The sequence below is a fragment of the Kitasatospora sp. NPDC101155 genome, from assembly GCF_044768305.1.
Taxonomy (GTDB): Bacteria; Actinomycetota; Actinomycetes; order Streptomycetales; family Streptomycetaceae; genus Kitasatospora.
The window spans coordinates 1-15,407 of sequence record NZ_JBIWPN010000015.1; the positions used below are offsets into that span (position 1 = coordinate 1).

Here is a 15,407-nt window from a genome sequence, read left to right on the forward strand (position 1 = left end):
TCGGCGGCGTCGAGCCGATCTGCCGCGTACTCACCGAGCACGGCTGCAGCATCGCCCCCTCCACGTACTACGCCCACCGCAAGCGCGTGGCCTCAGCTTTACGTTTAACGTCGCTGGTCACCCGACCGGCTGAGATCTGCGGGATCCGGGGGCAAGTGACGCGGCCGTTCTCCACGCTTCGAGATGTCGAGTAACGAAGCTCAGAGGAACGGCCGCCGAGTATGAGTGTCCCTGTCGATGTGCCCGCAAGCGAGGCATTGGGCGTCTTGTCCCACTTTCGGGTCGAGTTCCACGAGTGTCTCTACGCCCGCGCGGACGCGCTCTTCGAGCTCACCGACGCGCTCTTGTGCACGGACGGGCCGGTGAAGACCCTCGTGGAACTGTGCCTGGCCCCGGAGATGCGACGCGGACACGGCGCCATGTACGCCGCGCTGGACAAGGGCTGGGTCCAGCCGGCCCGCCTGCGCCGCGCGCTGGCGTCCCTGCCACTGCCGCGCGCGGCCGACGGGCGGATCGTGCTCGCCGCGGACGTCACCAACTGGCTGCGTCCGGACGCGACTTGCAGCCAAGACCGGCTGTTCTGCCACGTCTACGGGCGCGGCGGCCGCGGCTCGGACCAGCTCGTCCCGGGCTGGCCCTACTCCTTCATCGCCGCACTGGAGTCCGGCCGCACCAGCTGGACCGCTCTGCTGGACGCCCAGCGACTGGGCCCGGCCGACGACATCGCCGAGGTCACCGCCACCCAACTACGCGATGTCGTGAACCGGTTGACCGAGGCCCGGCACTGGAAGAGCGGCGACCCGCCCGTCCTGATCGTGCTGGACGCCGGCTACAACCCCGCTCGCCTGTCCTATCTCCTGCGCGACCTACCCGTGGAGGTCCTGGCCCGCCTGCGCTCGGACCAGGTGATGTACGCCGACGCCGGGGCGCCCCGCTCCACACCTCGGGGCGGACGCCCTCGCAAGCACGGCGCCCGTCTCGTCCTCGCCAAGCCCGAGGACGGCCCGGCCCCCGACCACACCACCACCTGCGACACCTCCCGCTACGGCACAGCCGAGGCGACCTCCTGGGACCGGATGCGCCAGAAACTGCAGACCGCCCGGGCCGACTGGGCGGACGCGGAAGGTGAACTCCCCGTCCTGCACGGCACATTGATCCGCCTCAAGGTCGAGCACCTGCCCGGCCAGCGAGAGGCGAAACCGGTATGGCTGTGGACCTCGGCCACCGCCCTGACCGCCGACGCCGTCGACCTGCGCTGGCAGTCCTTCCTGCGCCGCTTCGATCTGGAACACACCTTCCGATTCCTCAAGCAGACCCTCGGCTGGACCCGCCCCAAGATCCGCCACCCCGACACCGCCGACGTGTGGACCTGGCTGATCATCGCCGCCCACACCCAACTCCGCCTCGCCCGCCCGCTCACCACCGACCTGCGCCGCCCCTGGGAGAGACCACTGGAGCCGCACAGACTCACCCCGTCCCGGGTACGACGGGGGTTTCGCCACCTCCGCCCGAAGACCGCCCAGCCAGCAGGCGTGCCGAAACCCTCCCGTCCCGGCCCCGGACGGCCGCCCGGCACCCCGAACCGGCACCCCGAACCGGCACCGCGCACCCCGCCACGACGTGGGCAAAGCTGCGAAACGAGCCGACGGCGACACCGAACTCCGCACCGCGCGAGGTTAAACGTAAAGCTCAGAAGCGATTCCCAAACCGAAGGTAGGGTCACGCTTTCGCAGGTGAGGTGTGTGGCCGTCGCTCGGTAGGCATGCTCGGACCGTCGTGTTGGTGCGGGGTGTGGTCGGAGGTGGCGGATGCCGTCGGTGCTGGGGGTGCTGGGGGTGCTGGGGGTGCTGGGGGTGCTGGAGCGGCGTGAGCGGGTGGCGCTGGCCAGGGCGGAGGAACTGCGCGCCGAGTTGGAGCGGGTCCAGGCCGCCGTGGCGGAGGCGGATGAGGCCGCGCGGCGCGCGGTGATCGCCCGGGAGGAGACGGTGGCGGCCCTGGCCGAGTTGGCCGATGAGGCCGCGGTGCCCGGTGCGTCGGCCGGTGGACCGGTGGTGGAGCCGGTCGCGGGCGTGGCCGGGCTGCGGGTCGAAGTCCCTTCGTGGCGTGAGGGGTTGGGGGTGGAGGTGCTGCCGCCCGAGTGCGCGCGGGTCGTGGCCCTGGTCGAGCGCGATGCGGCCGGAGGCGGGGAGGGGGTGCGGGCGCGGGCGATGCGCGAGCATCTGGGCTGGCCGGCGAGTGATGCGAAGGAGCAGGCGGCCCGGTTCAGGGCGAAGCGGCTGGTGGAGCGGGGCTGGTTGACCGAGGCGCGGCCGGGGCTGTTCAGGCCGCGGACCGCTTGACGCGGCGCGGGGAGGGTCGGCCGGAGCGGGCCAGTCGGCGGGTGGCCGGGATGCTCGCGGCCCACCAGGCCATCGCCTCGGCGCTGTCGATGCGGGTCTCGTAGTCGCGGGCCAGGCGCCGGGCCCGGATCAGCCAGGCGAAGGACCTTTCCACGATCCACCTGCGGGGCAGCACCACGAACCCTTTGGCGTCGTCGCTGCGTTTGACGACGGTCAGGGCGAGGGCCAGGACGGCGTGGGCGAAGGCGACGAGCCATCCGGTGTAGCCGCCGTCGGCCCAGACCAGGGCGATGCGGTGGCGCTCGGCGCGCAGTTGTTCCAGCAGGTCGCGCCCGGCGTCGTTGTCCTTGACCGAGGCGGCGGTGACCATTACCACCAGCAGCAGGCCCAGGGTGTCCACGGCGATGTGCCGCTTGCGGCCGTTGATTTTCTTCCCGGCGTCGTAGCCGCGGGTGGCCGCGCCGACGGTGGCGTCGGCCTTGACCGACTGCGAGTCGATGATCGCGGCGGTGGGTTCCTCCTTCTTCCCGGCCAGTTCGCGCAGACGCTTGCGCAGTCGGCCGTAGAGCTCCTTGATGAAGTCGGTGTCGCGCCAGCGGCGGAAGAACCGGTAGACGGCCCGCCACTTGGGGAAGTCGGCGGGCAGGCTGGCCCAGCGCACGCCCTCGGCGACCAGGTAGCGCACCGCGTCGATCATCTGCCGGTGGCAGAAGCCCTCAGGGCGGCCCCCTTGCCCGTTCATCCAGGCCGGTACCGGCAGCAGCGGCCGCACGATCGCCCATTCCGTGTCGGTGAGGTCGGAGCCGTAGCGGCGGGTCCGGTCGGGCTGGTCGGCGGCGTTCCCGAGCCGGTGTGCGAGGCAATCGCACGACATGCCGGAGCTGGACGCGGACGCAGCGGGCACGCCAGAGTGGAGCACGAGGGCCTCCTGATTGTTCGTTGACTCGACATCACCGAACTGGGCAAGAGGCCCTTCTTCTATGCGCCGGCCGCGACCTGATCACCCGAACGAGGCTGATGCGTACGGAAGTTCGAGCGGCAGCCATGTCCCCCGGTTCGGGAATCGCTTCTTACCCGCGACAGGGCTGCCACTGGCGGAACCTTGAGTCCTGGACCATGAAACCGCGTCAGCCCTCACCCGGTTCCGGCCAGATGAACGTACGCGTCAGTCCTGATCTCCTGGCGCGCCCGTCGGCGTGGCTTGGGCGGCCACGGTGTGCTCGGGCCCGGCCCGGATCAGCGGCTGGAGGCGATCAGCCCAAGGGAGGTTCCGGGCGCGGCCGGCACTTCGCTACCCATACCCAGGAAATCCGGCGATAGGCCGGGCGGCGCGATGTGTGTGAGGGGTATTGCGGCACCGGTCCGGGCCCGGGCGATTGGGCGGAAAGGTGCTGGCAGACAGGGCTGGGCTGGTTGGTGAGGCAGGCGGTCTCGGTCCCAACGGAACGTCAATTCGCCAAAAAAGATGGGTAGGGCGACGCGTTGACGTGGATTCCGGGTGCTTGCTTGGCTTCTGCCCGGGACGGATAGCCCGGTTTACGGAACCGGGGTCCGGGCGGGTTTCACTCAGTTTCCATTTCCTTCCTGCCGGCGACATGGCGCGGCATCGGAAATTGATTGGGGTGTCCGGAATTCTCCGCCGTCCTGACGGTATTCGGATCGAGGAGCGGAAATAGTGCGCATCAAGAAGACGGCTGGGATCGCCTCGGCTCTGGCCCTGTCCTGCCTGGTTCCCGCGGTCACGGTCACCGCCGCCAGTGCCGCCCCCGTGCAGGCGCCTCAGCATCACCAGCGGCACGGCCTGGGCTTCACGCCCGGGATGCACCCGGCGGCCGTCGACCAGGAGGCCGAAAGCAGCGCCCAGGCACCGCTCGCGCAACTGGCGGCGGTGCCGGCCAGCGCGGATCTGACCCGGTACGCGCCGGTGCCGGGCGACCAGGGCGAGGTCAACTCGTGCGTGACCTGGGCCACCGGCTACACCGCCTACGGCATCCTGATGAACGAACAGCACATCAGCGGCGGGCCGATGGCGCCGATGTACATCTACTCGCAGCTCACCGGGGGCCACAACTGGGGCACCAACACGGACGACGCACTGTCGATGGAGAGGAAGCAGGGCATCGACACCAAGGGCGACTACTGGCAGGGCGACTACAACTACCGCACCCAGCCGGACGACAACGAACGCGCGAACGCGGCGAACTACAAGCTGTCCGGCTACAAGTCCCTGCCCGCCCACGGCAGCGCGGCCAAGGCCGCGATCGAGAGTGCGATATCGCAGGGCATGCCCGTGCCGATCGGCATGAGTGTGCGCCGGAGCTTCATGGGCCTGAACTCGCGCGCCGCCTCCAACTACAGCTACCTCCCGGGCGATTCCTCCAGTGACCCGGTGGTCGGCGGCCACGAGGTCACCGTCGTCGCCTACAACGCCAAGGGCGTGAAGATCGAGAACAGCTGGGGTACCGGCTGGGGCGCCGGCGGCTTCGTCACCGTCCCGTGGAGCTTCTTCGACACCGGCGACGTCGACGAGGTCCACGCCATGGGCAAGCTCGTTCAGAACTGACCGACACCGCGGCCCCTTCCCGGCGTTCACCGACCGGGAAGGGGCCGCGCTCTTGTGTCCGGCCTGCGGGCCCGGACGGTCACGCTTTGGTCGGCGTGCCCGCGCTGCGGAGGATCTCGCGTGCCGACAGGGCGCTGCTCCGGGCGGCGCTCAGGCCGGTGGCCGCCGGGTACGCGGCGACGATCTGCGGGCCGACTCCGTGGCCGACGATCCGGCAGCTCGACGGGTGGTTGCCCCATGTGCCCCGCACGGTGGTCTCCCAGCTGTATCTGACACAGGGCGGGCCGGGAACGAGGGTCGTCGCGGTCGACTCGAAGGCCGTTGTCCGGACTCTGGTGTATTCCGGCCAGCTCCACGTCACCCGTCGCGGACATCGGCGGCCAGTGGCTGCCGTAAGCGGACCGAGCAACTCGTGCAGGGCGTCGGGCCGCAGGTTCGGCGGTCGTTGCAAGAGATCGAGCATGGCGGACGCGGTGTCGTGAACGACAATCCTCATGGCTCGGGACCGTAGGGCCTCACGTGACGCAAGCGGTAGGCCAAGCCCGGGCACCCTCGCCCGCCCGACCGGGGGCCGGCTGTGCGAGGGCGAGGTGTCAGTCCTGCGCGGTGCGGGCGAGGTCCAGTCGGGAGACGATCCGCAGCTTGCGCATGGCCCGGGCGATATGGTGCTCGACGGTTCGTGGGGACAGGTGCAGTCGCGTGGCGATTTCCCGGTTCGTCAGGCCGGCCGCGGCCAGGGCGGCGACCTCCTCCTCCCGGGGCGAGAGCTGCTCGCCGTAGGACGGGCGGCCCGGCGAACGGCGCCCGGCCGTCGGCTGGCGGCGCAGCAGCGCGCGCACCCTGGCGGCATCCCAGGACGCGCCGAGTCCATCCAACTCATTTGCCGAGTGCCTGAGTTCGGTGACGCCGGCGGGTGAGGCGGGGTCCGCCGCGAGGGCGGCGCGGCCGGCGTACTCGGCGAGCAGGGCGGCCTCGTGCGGGCGAGGCAGCGCGCGATAGGCGGCTCGGGCCTGCCGGTAGTGGGTTGCGGCGGTGCCGGGGTCGCCGTCCGACTCGGCGAGCAGGCCGCGGCACCATTCGAGGGCCGCGTGCGCGAATGGTAGGTCGCGGCCGCCAAGCCCGGCCGCCAGTTCGGCCACCATCTCGCGGGCCAGGAGCGGCCGGTCGGCGCGGATCGTCGCCTCCACGGCCCATGGCGCCGCTTGGGCTGCCCAGGCCCACACGCCTTTGGCGCGCAGCGCGGCCCAGATCTCCGCCGCCTGTTCGGAGGCGTCGGCCACCTCGTCGCGGGCCAGCGCGAGCCGGATCCGGGCCCCGGCGGACACCGCGCGCTGCGGGATCTCGCGATCCGACGGCTCGGGCCCGGTGAACGAGGTACTGAACTGCTCCCAGTCGCCCTTGGCGAGTGCGATGACGCCCAGGATCAGTTGGGCCTCGTTGACGATGCACGGCATCTCGTCGGCATCCGCCACCAGTGCCCGGACCCGCTCGGGCAGGCCGGACCAGCGGCCGGTGGCCCAGTCCAGCGCCACCGAGCCCAACCGTACGACCTTGTCGACGTGCGGTGCGCCGCTCTGTGCGGCCAGGTCCAGCGCCTCGGCCAGTAAGGCGGCCGAGCTGTCGTAGCGGCCCTGCCAGAACGCGCCGTCGGCCGCGTTGCACAGGGCGCGGGCGCACTGGTAGAGGTACTGCGGGTCGTCGCTGGTCCGCGGCAGGTCCGCCAGAAGCCGCCAGACGTCCGGGTCGCCCGTGCACATCAGCAGTGGAATCCGGCTGGCCAGGACGGCCGTTCGGGCGGCCGGATCGCCGGTCCGCACGACGGCGGCCTCGGCCCGGTCCAGCCAGGCACGGTCCTCCTCGGCCGACCTGCCCGGCAGATGGGGCGAGGCCAGAGCGGCGAGGGCCCGGGCCGCCAGCGCCGGATGTTCGGACAACTCATCGACGGCCAGAGCGAGTTCACCGCTGGCCTCGGCACTGCGGTCGAGATGGTTGAGCAGCAGCAGCCCCAGGCTGAGCCGGATCTCCCCGCGGACCGCCCGGGGCAGCGCGCCGTCGGCGACCACCTGACGCAGCACCGCAGCCGTCTGCTCCGAGCTGAGCCCGGCCACCGCGCTGCGGGCCAGGACCGCGCCGAGCCGTGCCCGGGCCGCCCCGGGCACGCCCGGTTCCGCGAGAACCTCCTCTACGAGGTCGATGGCGACGTGGTGCGCGCCCGTGTCGGCCGCTTCCTCCGCGGCCCTGGCCAGGCTGTCCAGCCGGCTGGCCGCCTGTCCGGCGGCCTGGTGATGGCCCGCTACCCGGGCCCACGGCACCGGCTGCCGACGGGCCAGGAGCTCAGCGGCGCGGAAGTGCAGCTCTTGCCGCACCAACCCGGGTACGGCACAACGGACGGCCGCCGCAGCCAACGGGACGCGAAACCCGTAGCGGTCGGGGCCGAGCTGGTGCAGCGCGGCGGTGCGCAGGGCGGCCAGCAGCGCGGCCCGGCCGAGGGCGCTGGGCAGCCCGGCGACCTCGGCCAACTCGACTGCGCAGGTGGGTTCTTCGAGGACCGCCGCAGCCCAGACGATGCGGCGCTGAGCCGTGGACAGAGCTGCGGTGCGACCCAGGGCCAGCTCGGCCAGCCGGACCGGGGGTGCCGGGGCAGTAGCGGCATCCGGCTTCTGCGCGAGGTCAGCCAGCAGATCGGCCACGACCTGCGGGACTCCGCCGGACCAGTGGTGCAGCCGGGTGGCAAGCTGCGGTGGGCAGTCCTGGCCGAGGGTCTGTTCGGCGAGGCGGCGTACCTCGCTCTCGTCCAAGGGTTCGAGCCGGATCCGGACCACGGTCAGGTCGGCCGGATAGTCCACCGCGGAGCCCAACGCCAGCCCGGGTTCGGGGAGCTCCTCCGGCCGATGGGTCAGCACGGTGCACAGACCGGCCGGAGGGTGCTCCAACAGCCGTTGCAACGCCCGGCGCTGGGGCGCGTCCGCGCGGTGGACGTCCTCGACGACCAACAAGCCAGTGCGCCGGGCGGCAAGGAGCTCGCCCAGTTCCTCGGCCGTGGCCATGATGCAGTGACCGGGACCGGGCGCCGGCGCGGACCGGTCGGGCTCCCGCTCGATCACGGTGCCGCCAGCGGAGACCCGCAGCACCAGCACAGCACTGCGTCGGCTCTCCGGCAGGCTCAGCAGGCGACGCACGAACGTGGTCCGGCCCATGCCGGCCTCCCCCTCGACCAGCACGAGCCCGCGGCGGCCCGCAGAGACGGACGCCACCAGCTGTCGAAGGCGTCGCTCGTTCACACCCTGATGCATATCCACTTCCCTTCAACGTGCGGAGCGTGAAGCAGGACCGCGGCTCGCTGCGGCATGGGTCCGCGCCAGCCGGCCGCAACCGGCGGTGGGGTGATCAGGAACCTACGGCGGCGGCGCAACCCGCAGCCCCGAATCAAGGTTCGGCTAAGGTGCCCTACACCTGGCCCTGCGCTTGCGCGGACGTCCAGTCACCAGCCGCCCGGCGGCAGCCTGCCGCCCGGCGTCCTCAGCCGGGCGGCCTCCACCAACTGCTCCTCGCCCGGGGGCATGGTCAAGGTAGAGAGTGTCGCCGAATGTCGGCGGAGGCCCAGATGCGCTGGTGACGGGGGAGGGAGGCCCCCACCGTGCGGTGGGGGCCTCGTGTGCTGGCATTCATGTGCTCAGGGGGCGCCGCTGCCAGCGGAAGGCCTCGCTGTTGTAGTAGTTCTGACTTTGCGTCAGTTGATCGCCGGGTCCGGGGTGGTCGGCGTGGGGCCAGTGTTTCAGGCCGATCAGCAGGCCGGTGGTCGTGTTCACCACCATGCCGTTGTCGCGGAGTGTCCAGATCTGGTCGTTGTTCGCGGTCGTGCAGGTTTCCTGGACGAGGGGGGCGCCGTCGGTCGTGCTGCTACCGGTGCCGATGCACTGGCCGGTGCCGGCGTTCTTGATCCGTACGTTGTCGCCGAGGGGGAGCAGGATCCAGGTCTGGCCGGCGCTTCGGTCGCAGGCGCGTTGGGTGAGGGTGCCGTCGGGGTCGGCCTGGGCGCACAGGCTTGTCATGGCGTTGATCATGGTCCGCGGGCCCGCAGCCGGGGCGGAGGTCGCGGGGGCGGACGGGGCTGCGGAGGCGGGAGGTGCGGCCTGGACGGTCGGGTCCTGGCTCTCGGGCGCCCGGGTCGGGGCTGCGGGCGGGTGGGGCGGGTGTCCCGGGTTCGGCGCCGCGACGACGGCGACGGCGGCCAGGGTCGCGCCGGTGACGGCCGCGGCTGTCCATGCCACCTTGGCGGTGCCGAGGCGCGCGGCTCCCAGCTTGGCGGCGGCCAGGTGGACGCCGTGCCCCGCCACCGACGGCCAGAGGCTGGCGGGGTTCCACAGCAGGATGCCCGCGGGCAGCATGGCTCCGAGGCGGCCGTTGAGGTCGCGCAGGTCGCGGTCCGCGCGGGCGCAGTCGGCGCAGGACTGGAGGTGGCGGTCGAGGTCGCGGGCGATGCGCTTGTCCGGGCGGCGTATCGAAGTGGCGAGCAGGGTGCCGAAGTGGCGGCATTCCTCGTTGGCGGTCTGGTCGAGGTGGGCGCGCAGGTAGGCCTCGCGCAGGCCTTCCCGGGCGCGGGCGACGAGCGATCCGATGCCGCGGGCGGTGATGCCGAGACGCCGGGCGGTCGCGGCGGCCGGTTCGTGCTCGACGACCGCGTGCCACAGCACGGCCTGCCAGCGCTCGGGTAACGACCGGTAGGCGTGGATCACCAGCGATTCTTCTTCGCCGGCCAGAACGGCCTCTTCGGTGTCGTGGCCGGAGGGCAGTGTGTCGGCCCAGGTCTCGAAGTCGTCCGAGAGCTGGGTACGGGCGCCCTCGCGTGCCCAGTCCACCGCGGTGTGGCGCACGCAGGTCAGCAGGTAGGGGCGCCAGGCGTGCTCGGGTCCGGCCCCGGAGGCGACCGAGCGGTAGGTGCGGGCGAAGGCCTCGGCCGCGAGGTCCTGGGCGGTGGCGGCGTCTCGGCAGCAGGTGCGGGCGTAGGCGAGCACGGCCGGGTGGTGGCGGGTGAACACCTCGCCCATCACGTCGTGGACGGCGAGTCCGGCCGCCGACGCGGGCTCGCGCAGCAGTGCGGCCAACTGGGCATCCGTCAGGTCGGAAAGGTCCGCTCGAAGGGCCGTCGTCAGTACGCTCAACGCTCGCTCCTGTCAGCTCGCATGATGCCTAGTCAGATCCGGGCGGAGGGCGGGCCCGCTGGGGGAGGCGGACCGCGCCCCGACCGGATAGCGCGCCAGTGTGCCACGCCCGCCCACCCGCGCGAGAACGTGCGGCGGGCGGCGGAGGCGGTCACGATGGTCTGGCGGGGCGGGGCGGGCTCCGGGCGGCATGGTGCTCGCCGGGCGCGGCCGGTCGCCCGGCGACGCCGCGGCGCCAGGCTCGTCCGTGCTCACACCATTGGCCGGCTGGTCAGCCGGAAAACCATCTAGGTAAAGCCTTGGAAAAGATGCGGGTCGTCCGGTCGCCGGCCCGGTCTCTCCCTCAGGAATCGAGAGGCAGGGAGGCAGCACGCCATGACGATCAGCCGGCGTCCGGTCCGGCCCGCCGCTGGCGTGCGCCCGTCTTCCTCCACGGTCCGCAGGTACCCCCGCCTCCGGCAGCCCGCCCGCACCGCGGACTGCCGGGACCCTGGCGGCACCGACCGACGACCAGAAGGAGTGCCCAAGGGCACGACATGGTGCTCAGGCGGCAGCATGGCGCTCGTCCTCGTCGGCGATGTCGTAGAGGTGGGTGCCGTGGGCCCAGCTGGTGAGGATCTGCCGGTTGGCCAGGATGAGGTCGTGATGGGCGCCGAACGTGGCGGCGTTCCGCGTGAAGCCGGCGAGTCCGATCCTGACGGGTGCGTCGGCGCGGTGATGGGGTTACGCGGCCCCTTTTCCCGCCCGGGGCGGTACGGGTCCGGAGGCATTCCTGGACCCGTACGCGCGGCGCTGTCACCGGGAGGCGGGTGGCTTCGGCCAATCAGTACCGTCTGCGGCGGCGCTGAGGACGTCTCCGAGGCGGAGCCGGGCGTTGGGGCTGGAGTAGCTGATCGGGCTGTCGGCGAGCCGTTGCCACGCCTGGTGGTCGTTGCCGAGCATGCCGGCCACCAGGGCGAGCACTGCGGGGTGCGTGGTGTCGTAGCGGCTTCCGCTCGTTTTGAGTGCTGTCCAGGCAGGCAGCGCGAGGATGGTCTCGGTGCCGCACTCGGGCAGTGCGAGGACGTACTGGGCCCAGGCTTCCCGGTCGGTGGGGTTGCCACCGAGCCTGCGTCGCAGGTCGTGGGTGAGAGTGCGGATGGCCTGCTGCGGGTTCGAGTGGCGTGCGAGCACGTCGGAGAAGGCGGATTCACGCCGGCAGCCGTCGCGCCAGGCGAAGGACAGCAGGGCCTTCTCCACCAGCTGGTCGTCGCCGGCGTGGCGGTCGAGGTACTCATCGAGGGCGTCCGCGGCGACGGTGGACAGGCTCCGGGGCGTCACCTCGGTGGGATCGCCGAGGGCTGCGCGGCGCGCGGCGGGGGCCTGGGGGAGCGAGGCGGCGACGATGCGGGTGATCGCGGCGAGGAGCTCGGTGAACTGCCGGTGGTCGTCCCTCTCGCGGTAGTCGTAGGAGCGGGGGCGGTCCTGGCCCCGCTGGGCGTCGTGGATCATGAGCTGGACCGTCTTCTTGACGGCGGGAGTCACTTCGGGCACGTGGACCAGCATGGCGTGCACCCAGCGGAGGTCGGCATCCCTGCTGATCCCGAGGTGTTCCTTCGGCTGCCAGGTCTGGAGCGCCTGGACGGCGGTCTCGGCGAAGCGTCGTGCCAGTTCGGCGAGTTCGTCCGCAGGTGTGAGCCATCGGTAGGGATCGCCGTAAGAGGGCTTGGCCTCGGCGGGGTTGAGCAGGAAGCGCCACCGGCTGCTCGCGGCGCCGGCAACCCAGGAGACGGCGGTGTGAATGCCCCATCTGGCCCGGCGCTCGCCGCCGTCGACGTAGAAGTCGAGGTGCCCGCGGTCGTCCTCGCTGAGGGCGCCGATGGCATCGGCGAAGTGTTCCCGGGCTTCCTCCGGCGAGGACCCTTCCAGGATGCGGCGGCACACCCGGGTCACGGTCATGGCCTGATCGAAGCCGTCGAGATCTTCGAGGGCGATGCGCTTGAGCAGGTTCGGTTCTGCCCAGGCAGTTGGCTGGCCGGCGAGCCTGACCCGCAGGTTCCGAAGCGGTTCCGGGTCGCGCTGCCCCCGTTTGAGGGGGCCTGACGACGGCCGCCGCCAGCAGGTTCGACCCAGACGTTGCTCGCCGATGCAACGGTTTCCTCTTGTCCACGAACGAATTTGGGACAGGAATGCGCCGCGACTGCCCGCCCGTGAGCTTTAAGTTTGTCCGAGAGCACTCCAAACCCTCTGGCTGTGCACATCTGCACGATGACGTGATCAGCTCGTTCGTCAACGTGAATCGTTGCCGGACGGCGCCCATTCAGTCACTCTCTGTGAATGGCCAACAGGTGCCGCGCCATGAAGAAGGACGGAAGGCTCTGCCGGAACCGGGTGAGGCAGGCCGGCCTTCGCTGCCACCAGCACCGAGGTCTTCCCGCAGGACGGCGTCCGCTCGATCCTTCGCCCCGCCGAACCAGAGACACCCCATCCGTCAGGCCGACCGTACCGCGGCCCCGCCGCCGCAGTGCCTCCCCCAACCGCACCGCGAATCCACGACCAGCGCCTGCCCCGCGGTCCGCCCGGTTCCCAGCTCAGCGCGGCGGGTTGCAGGCCATCCCTCGTGTGCCATGGGTCGTGACCGGCGCCGAAATGGAGGGCGCCGTACGGACATGCGTGCAGCTCCTCAACGGGGGCGGCGGCGACGTCATCGCCTCGCAGGCCCTTCGGTACGTAAACGAATCCACCTGGGAGGCCCTTGTCGAACGGCACCGGGGCAAGGGATGCGATGCCCTTGCGGCCCTGGCCCGGGCGCTCTTGGACGGCAAGAAGTCGCTGCACAGCATGTTCGGCCGCCTCTGGGCAGTGTTGGGGCGCCCCCGGATCGAGCAGCTCTTCGCCCAGGAACTCGTCAGCCGAGTACCGCTGCCATTCGGACACGAGATCGCCGTCGCCGCCCGAGGTCTGCAGGCGGCTGGCATCTTCATCTGCTCCGCAGACGGCGCCGCGATGCAGGACTGCGCCTGCTTGCGGGACCTCCTCGTGAACGAGGGCCAAGCCCAATTCGAGAACCTCCTCCAGGGAGCCCTGCAGAACTGGAGTGAGCTGCCCGCCCGCATGCACGACGCGACTGCTGCGCCAGGGCTCCGCTGACCTGGGCCAGCCGACCCCGCGGCCTGAAGGCTGCCCACCCCGGGACGCCGGTCCGATGCTGAGGCCGGGTACCCGGAGGACTGGAGCCGAGCGCTGCAACTCCTCCTGGTCGATTCCGACCGCGGGATGAACCTGCGCAACGACATCCTCCACGGCCTGACCGGCACCCCGCCCAAGCGCCACGTTGCGTTCATCCTCCAAGCGGCGCTGTACCTGCTCAGCCACGCGCACGGGCAGCGCGCAGCACCCGGAACGACAGCCTGATCCGCTCGGGCGCGGGCTGGCCGCGCCCGAGCCGTTTCCCGAAGAAGCGCCCTGAAGTTCCACCCTGCGGCTGGACACCTGGAGACTGGGACATGTGAGCCCGGAGGAAGCAGTCACAGGTGGGAACCAAGAGCAAGATGAGTAAGCGGTACACGGCGGAGTTCAAGCGGGACGCGATCGCGCTCGTGCGGTCTTCTCCGCACCGGAACGTCACCGAGATCGCCCGGGAGCTGGGCGTCAGCCCAGAGGGGTTGCGAGGCTGGGTCAAGCAGGACCGCACCGACCGGGGCGAGGGGCACCCCGGCGCGCTGACCAGCGCGGAGCGCGAGGAGCTCACCCGGTTGCGGCGCCAGACCGTCGAGCAGCAGAAGACGATCGAGATCCTGCGCAAGGCGGCCGCCTATTTCGCGACCGAGACGAATCGGTGATCCGCTTCCGTTTCGTTGATGATCATCACGGCGCCTGGGGCGTCAGGCGGATCTGCCGAGTCCTGGGCATCGCCCGTTCCTCGTTCTACGCCTGGCGGGCCGGCGAGCAGGCCCGTTGTGCCCGTCGGCGGGAGGAGGATCTGCTCGCGGCCGAGATCACGGTGATCCACCTCGCGTCCAGGGGCGCTTACGGGGCCCTGCGTGTGCATGCGGAACTACGGCGCCAGGGCCACGTCGTCAACCGGAAGAGGGTGGAGCGGATCATGCGCGAGCGCGGCATCGTCGGTGTCACGCGCCGTAGACGGCGCGGCCTGACCCGCCAGGGCCGCAAGCCGGTGTTCGCCCCGGACCTGATCGGGCGGGACTTCACCGCACCGCGGCCCGGTATGCGGCTGGTCGGCGACATGACCTTCCTGCCGACCGGGGAGGGCTGGCTCTACCTGGTCACCGCGATCGACCTGGCCACTCGCGAGGTGGTCGGCTATGCGATGGCCGACCATCACCGCGCCGAGTTGCCGGTGGCCGCGCTGCGGATGGCGGCCGGCCGTGGCGGACTGGAGGAGGGGTGCATCTTTCACTCGGATCGCGGCAGCGAATACACGTCGGGTGAATTCCGCAGCGAAATAAGCAAGTTGGGCATGAGGCAGTCAATGGGACGAGTTGGCTCCTGTTACGATAACGCCGCCGCCGAGAGCTTCTTTGCCGTGCTGAAGGAAGAGATTGGCACCCGCATCTGGCCAGACCGTGCCGCTGCCCGCGCGGAGGTCTTCGCGTTCATCGAAACCTTCTATAACCGCAGGCGCCTACGGAGGCACCCCGAGTGGGGCTACCTCACACCACTTGAGACCCGCCAACGGCACCGGCAAGGTCATGCCCTCGCGGCGTAGACATAACGTGTCCAACTGCAGGGTGGAACTTCACTGGCTGCCCACCCCAGGAGGTCGCTGTGTTCTCGTCCAGCCTGACCGCACCGGACCGCTCCGCTCCGCCGCCGGACCCGGCGCGCTTCCGCCGCGTCCTCGGCCAGGTGCCGACCTCGGTGTGCGTGGTGACGGCCACGACACCGCAGGGCCGGGTGGGCGTGACGGTCGGCAGCTTCGCCTCCGTCTCCCTCGACCCGCCGCTGGTGGTCTTCTACGGCGGCGGGCGGTCGGCCAGCGTCGCCGCGATCGTGGACGCGGGACGGTTCTGCGTGAACGTCCTGGCCGAGGACCAGCAGCAGGTGTGCGCGGCCTTCGCCGGGCCGCCCGCCAAGCGCTTCGCCACCGGCAACTGGGGAGTCGCGCGAGGGCCGGGCACCGCGGCTGGATGGGGCGGTCGCGTGGATCGAGTGCGAGGTCGCGGGCAGCTTCCCGGCCGGGGACCACACGGCCGTGCTGGGCCGGGTGCGGTCACTCGACGCCGCCGACGACGGGAGGCGCCGGCCACTGGTGTTCCATCGCGGCCGGCTCGTCCGGCTGGACCGGGCCCACACCGGACACGCGCCCACCGTCTCCTTCGACTGGCGGGATGGCTGACACCC

Annotated in this window: 13 protein-coding genes and 1 pseudogene; 9 read left to right on the forward strand and 5 right to left on the reverse strand. The window is 71.3% G+C overall.

Annotated features, from left to right (window positions below; translation table 11 throughout):
* The 3 genes from ACIRYZ_RS23050 to ACIRYZ_RS23060 form a co-directional block, all read left to right on the forward strand.
* A partial coding sequence (locus ACIRYZ_RS23050; protein WP_402947441.1) for a hypothetical protein occupies positions 1-194 on the forward strand: 194 nt, incomplete at its 5' end.
* A 27-nt stretch (positions 195-221) separates the two neighbouring features.
* Positions 222-1,760: an NF041680 family putative transposase gene (locus tag ACIRYZ_RS23055; RefSeq protein WP_402946941.1), complete on the forward strand. Its 1,539-nt coding sequence runs from the start codon at positions 222-224 to the stop codon at positions 1,758-1,760.
* A 48-nt stretch (positions 1,761-1,808) separates the two neighbouring features.
* On the forward strand, positions 1,809-2,339 hold the full coding sequence (locus ACIRYZ_RS23060) for a hypothetical protein (RefSeq protein ID WP_402946944.1): 531 nt from the start codon (positions 1,809-1,811) through the stop codon (positions 2,337-2,339).
* Here the strand turns inward: ACIRYZ_RS23060 and ACIRYZ_RS23065 are convergent.
* The gene (locus ACIRYZ_RS23065) at positions 2,320-3,213 is read right to left on the reverse strand and encodes an IS5 family transposase (RefSeq protein WP_402946947.1); all 894 of its coding nucleotides are present in this window, start codon (positions 3,211-3,213) and stop codon (positions 2,320-2,322) included. The genes ACIRYZ_RS23060 and ACIRYZ_RS23065 overlap by 20 nt on opposite strands.
* 801 nt (positions 3,214-4,014) lie before the next feature.
* On the opposite strand from ACIRYZ_RS23065, the gene ACIRYZ_RS23070 reads away from it, so the two are divergent.
* The gene (locus ACIRYZ_RS23070; RefSeq protein ID WP_402946949.1) at positions 4,015-4,902 is read left to right on the forward strand and encodes a C1 family peptidase; all 888 of its coding nucleotides are present in this window, start codon (positions 4,015-4,017) and stop codon (positions 4,900-4,902) included.
* Between the two features lie 79 nt (positions 4,903-4,981).
* On the opposite strand, the gene ACIRYZ_RS23075 is transcribed toward ACIRYZ_RS23070, so the two are convergent.
* From ACIRYZ_RS23075 to ACIRYZ_RS23090, 4 genes are all read right to left on the reverse strand, one after another.
* Positions 4,982-5,152 (reverse strand): hypothetical protein, encoded by a 171-nt coding sequence (locus ACIRYZ_RS23075; RefSeq protein ID WP_402946951.1) that lies wholly within the window; start codon positions 5,150-5,152, stop codon positions 4,982-4,984.
* Positions 5,153-5,495: 343 nt separating this feature from the next.
* Positions 5,496-8,183: a LuxR C-terminal-related transcriptional regulator gene (locus tag ACIRYZ_RS23080; protein ID WP_402946954.1), complete on the reverse strand. Its 2,688-nt coding sequence runs from the start codon at positions 8,181-8,183 to the stop codon at positions 5,496-5,498.
* 384 nt (positions 8,184-8,567) lie between these two features.
* Positions 8,568-10,064 carry a sigma-70 family RNA polymerase sigma factor gene (locus ACIRYZ_RS23085; RefSeq protein WP_402946956.1) on the reverse strand — a complete coding sequence of 499 codons (1,497 nt, stop codon included), beginning with the start codon at positions 10,062-10,064 and terminating at the stop codon, positions 8,568-8,570.
* A 795-nt stretch (positions 10,065-10,859) separates the two neighbouring features.
* Positions 10,860-12,002 (reverse strand): hypothetical protein, encoded by a 1,143-nt coding sequence (locus ACIRYZ_RS23090; protein ID WP_402946959.1) that lies wholly within the window; start codon positions 12,000-12,002, stop codon positions 10,860-10,862.
* 714 nt (positions 12,003-12,716) lie between these two features.
* Here ACIRYZ_RS23090 and ACIRYZ_RS23095 point away from each other — a divergent pair.
* The 5 genes and pseudogenes from ACIRYZ_RS23095 to ACIRYZ_RS23115 all read left to right on the forward strand — a co-directional run bounded on the left by ACIRYZ_RS23095 (position 12,717) and on the right by ACIRYZ_RS23115 (position 15,402).
* Positions 12,717-13,193, forward strand: a complete 477-nt coding sequence (locus ACIRYZ_RS23095) for a hypothetical protein (RefSeq protein ID WP_402946962.1) — start codon at positions 12,717-12,719, stop codon at positions 13,191-13,193.
* A 93-nt stretch (positions 13,194-13,286) separates the two neighbouring features.
* A complete protein-coding gene (locus ACIRYZ_RS23100; protein WP_402947411.1) occupies positions 13,287-13,457 on the forward strand; it encodes a hypothetical protein in 171 nt (56 codons plus the stop codon).
* Positions 13,458-13,594: 137 nt separating this feature from the next.
* Positions 13,595-13,885, forward strand: coding sequence for a transposase (locus ACIRYZ_RS23105; protein ID WP_402946964.1), 291 nt, complete (start codon positions 13,595-13,597; stop codon positions 13,883-13,885).
* The gene (locus tag ACIRYZ_RS23110) at positions 13,882-14,772 is read left to right on the forward strand and encodes an IS3 family transposase (RefSeq protein WP_402946967.1); all 891 of its coding nucleotides are present in this window, start codon (positions 13,882-13,884) and stop codon (positions 14,770-14,772) included. Before ACIRYZ_RS23105 ends, ACIRYZ_RS23110 begins: the two co-directional genes overlap by 4 nt.
* A 194-nt stretch (positions 14,773-14,966) precedes the next feature.
* Positions 14,967-15,402, forward strand: a pseudogene (locus tag ACIRYZ_RS23115) (flavin reductase family protein).
* The last annotated feature ends 5 nt before the right edge of the window (positions 15,403-15,407 follow it).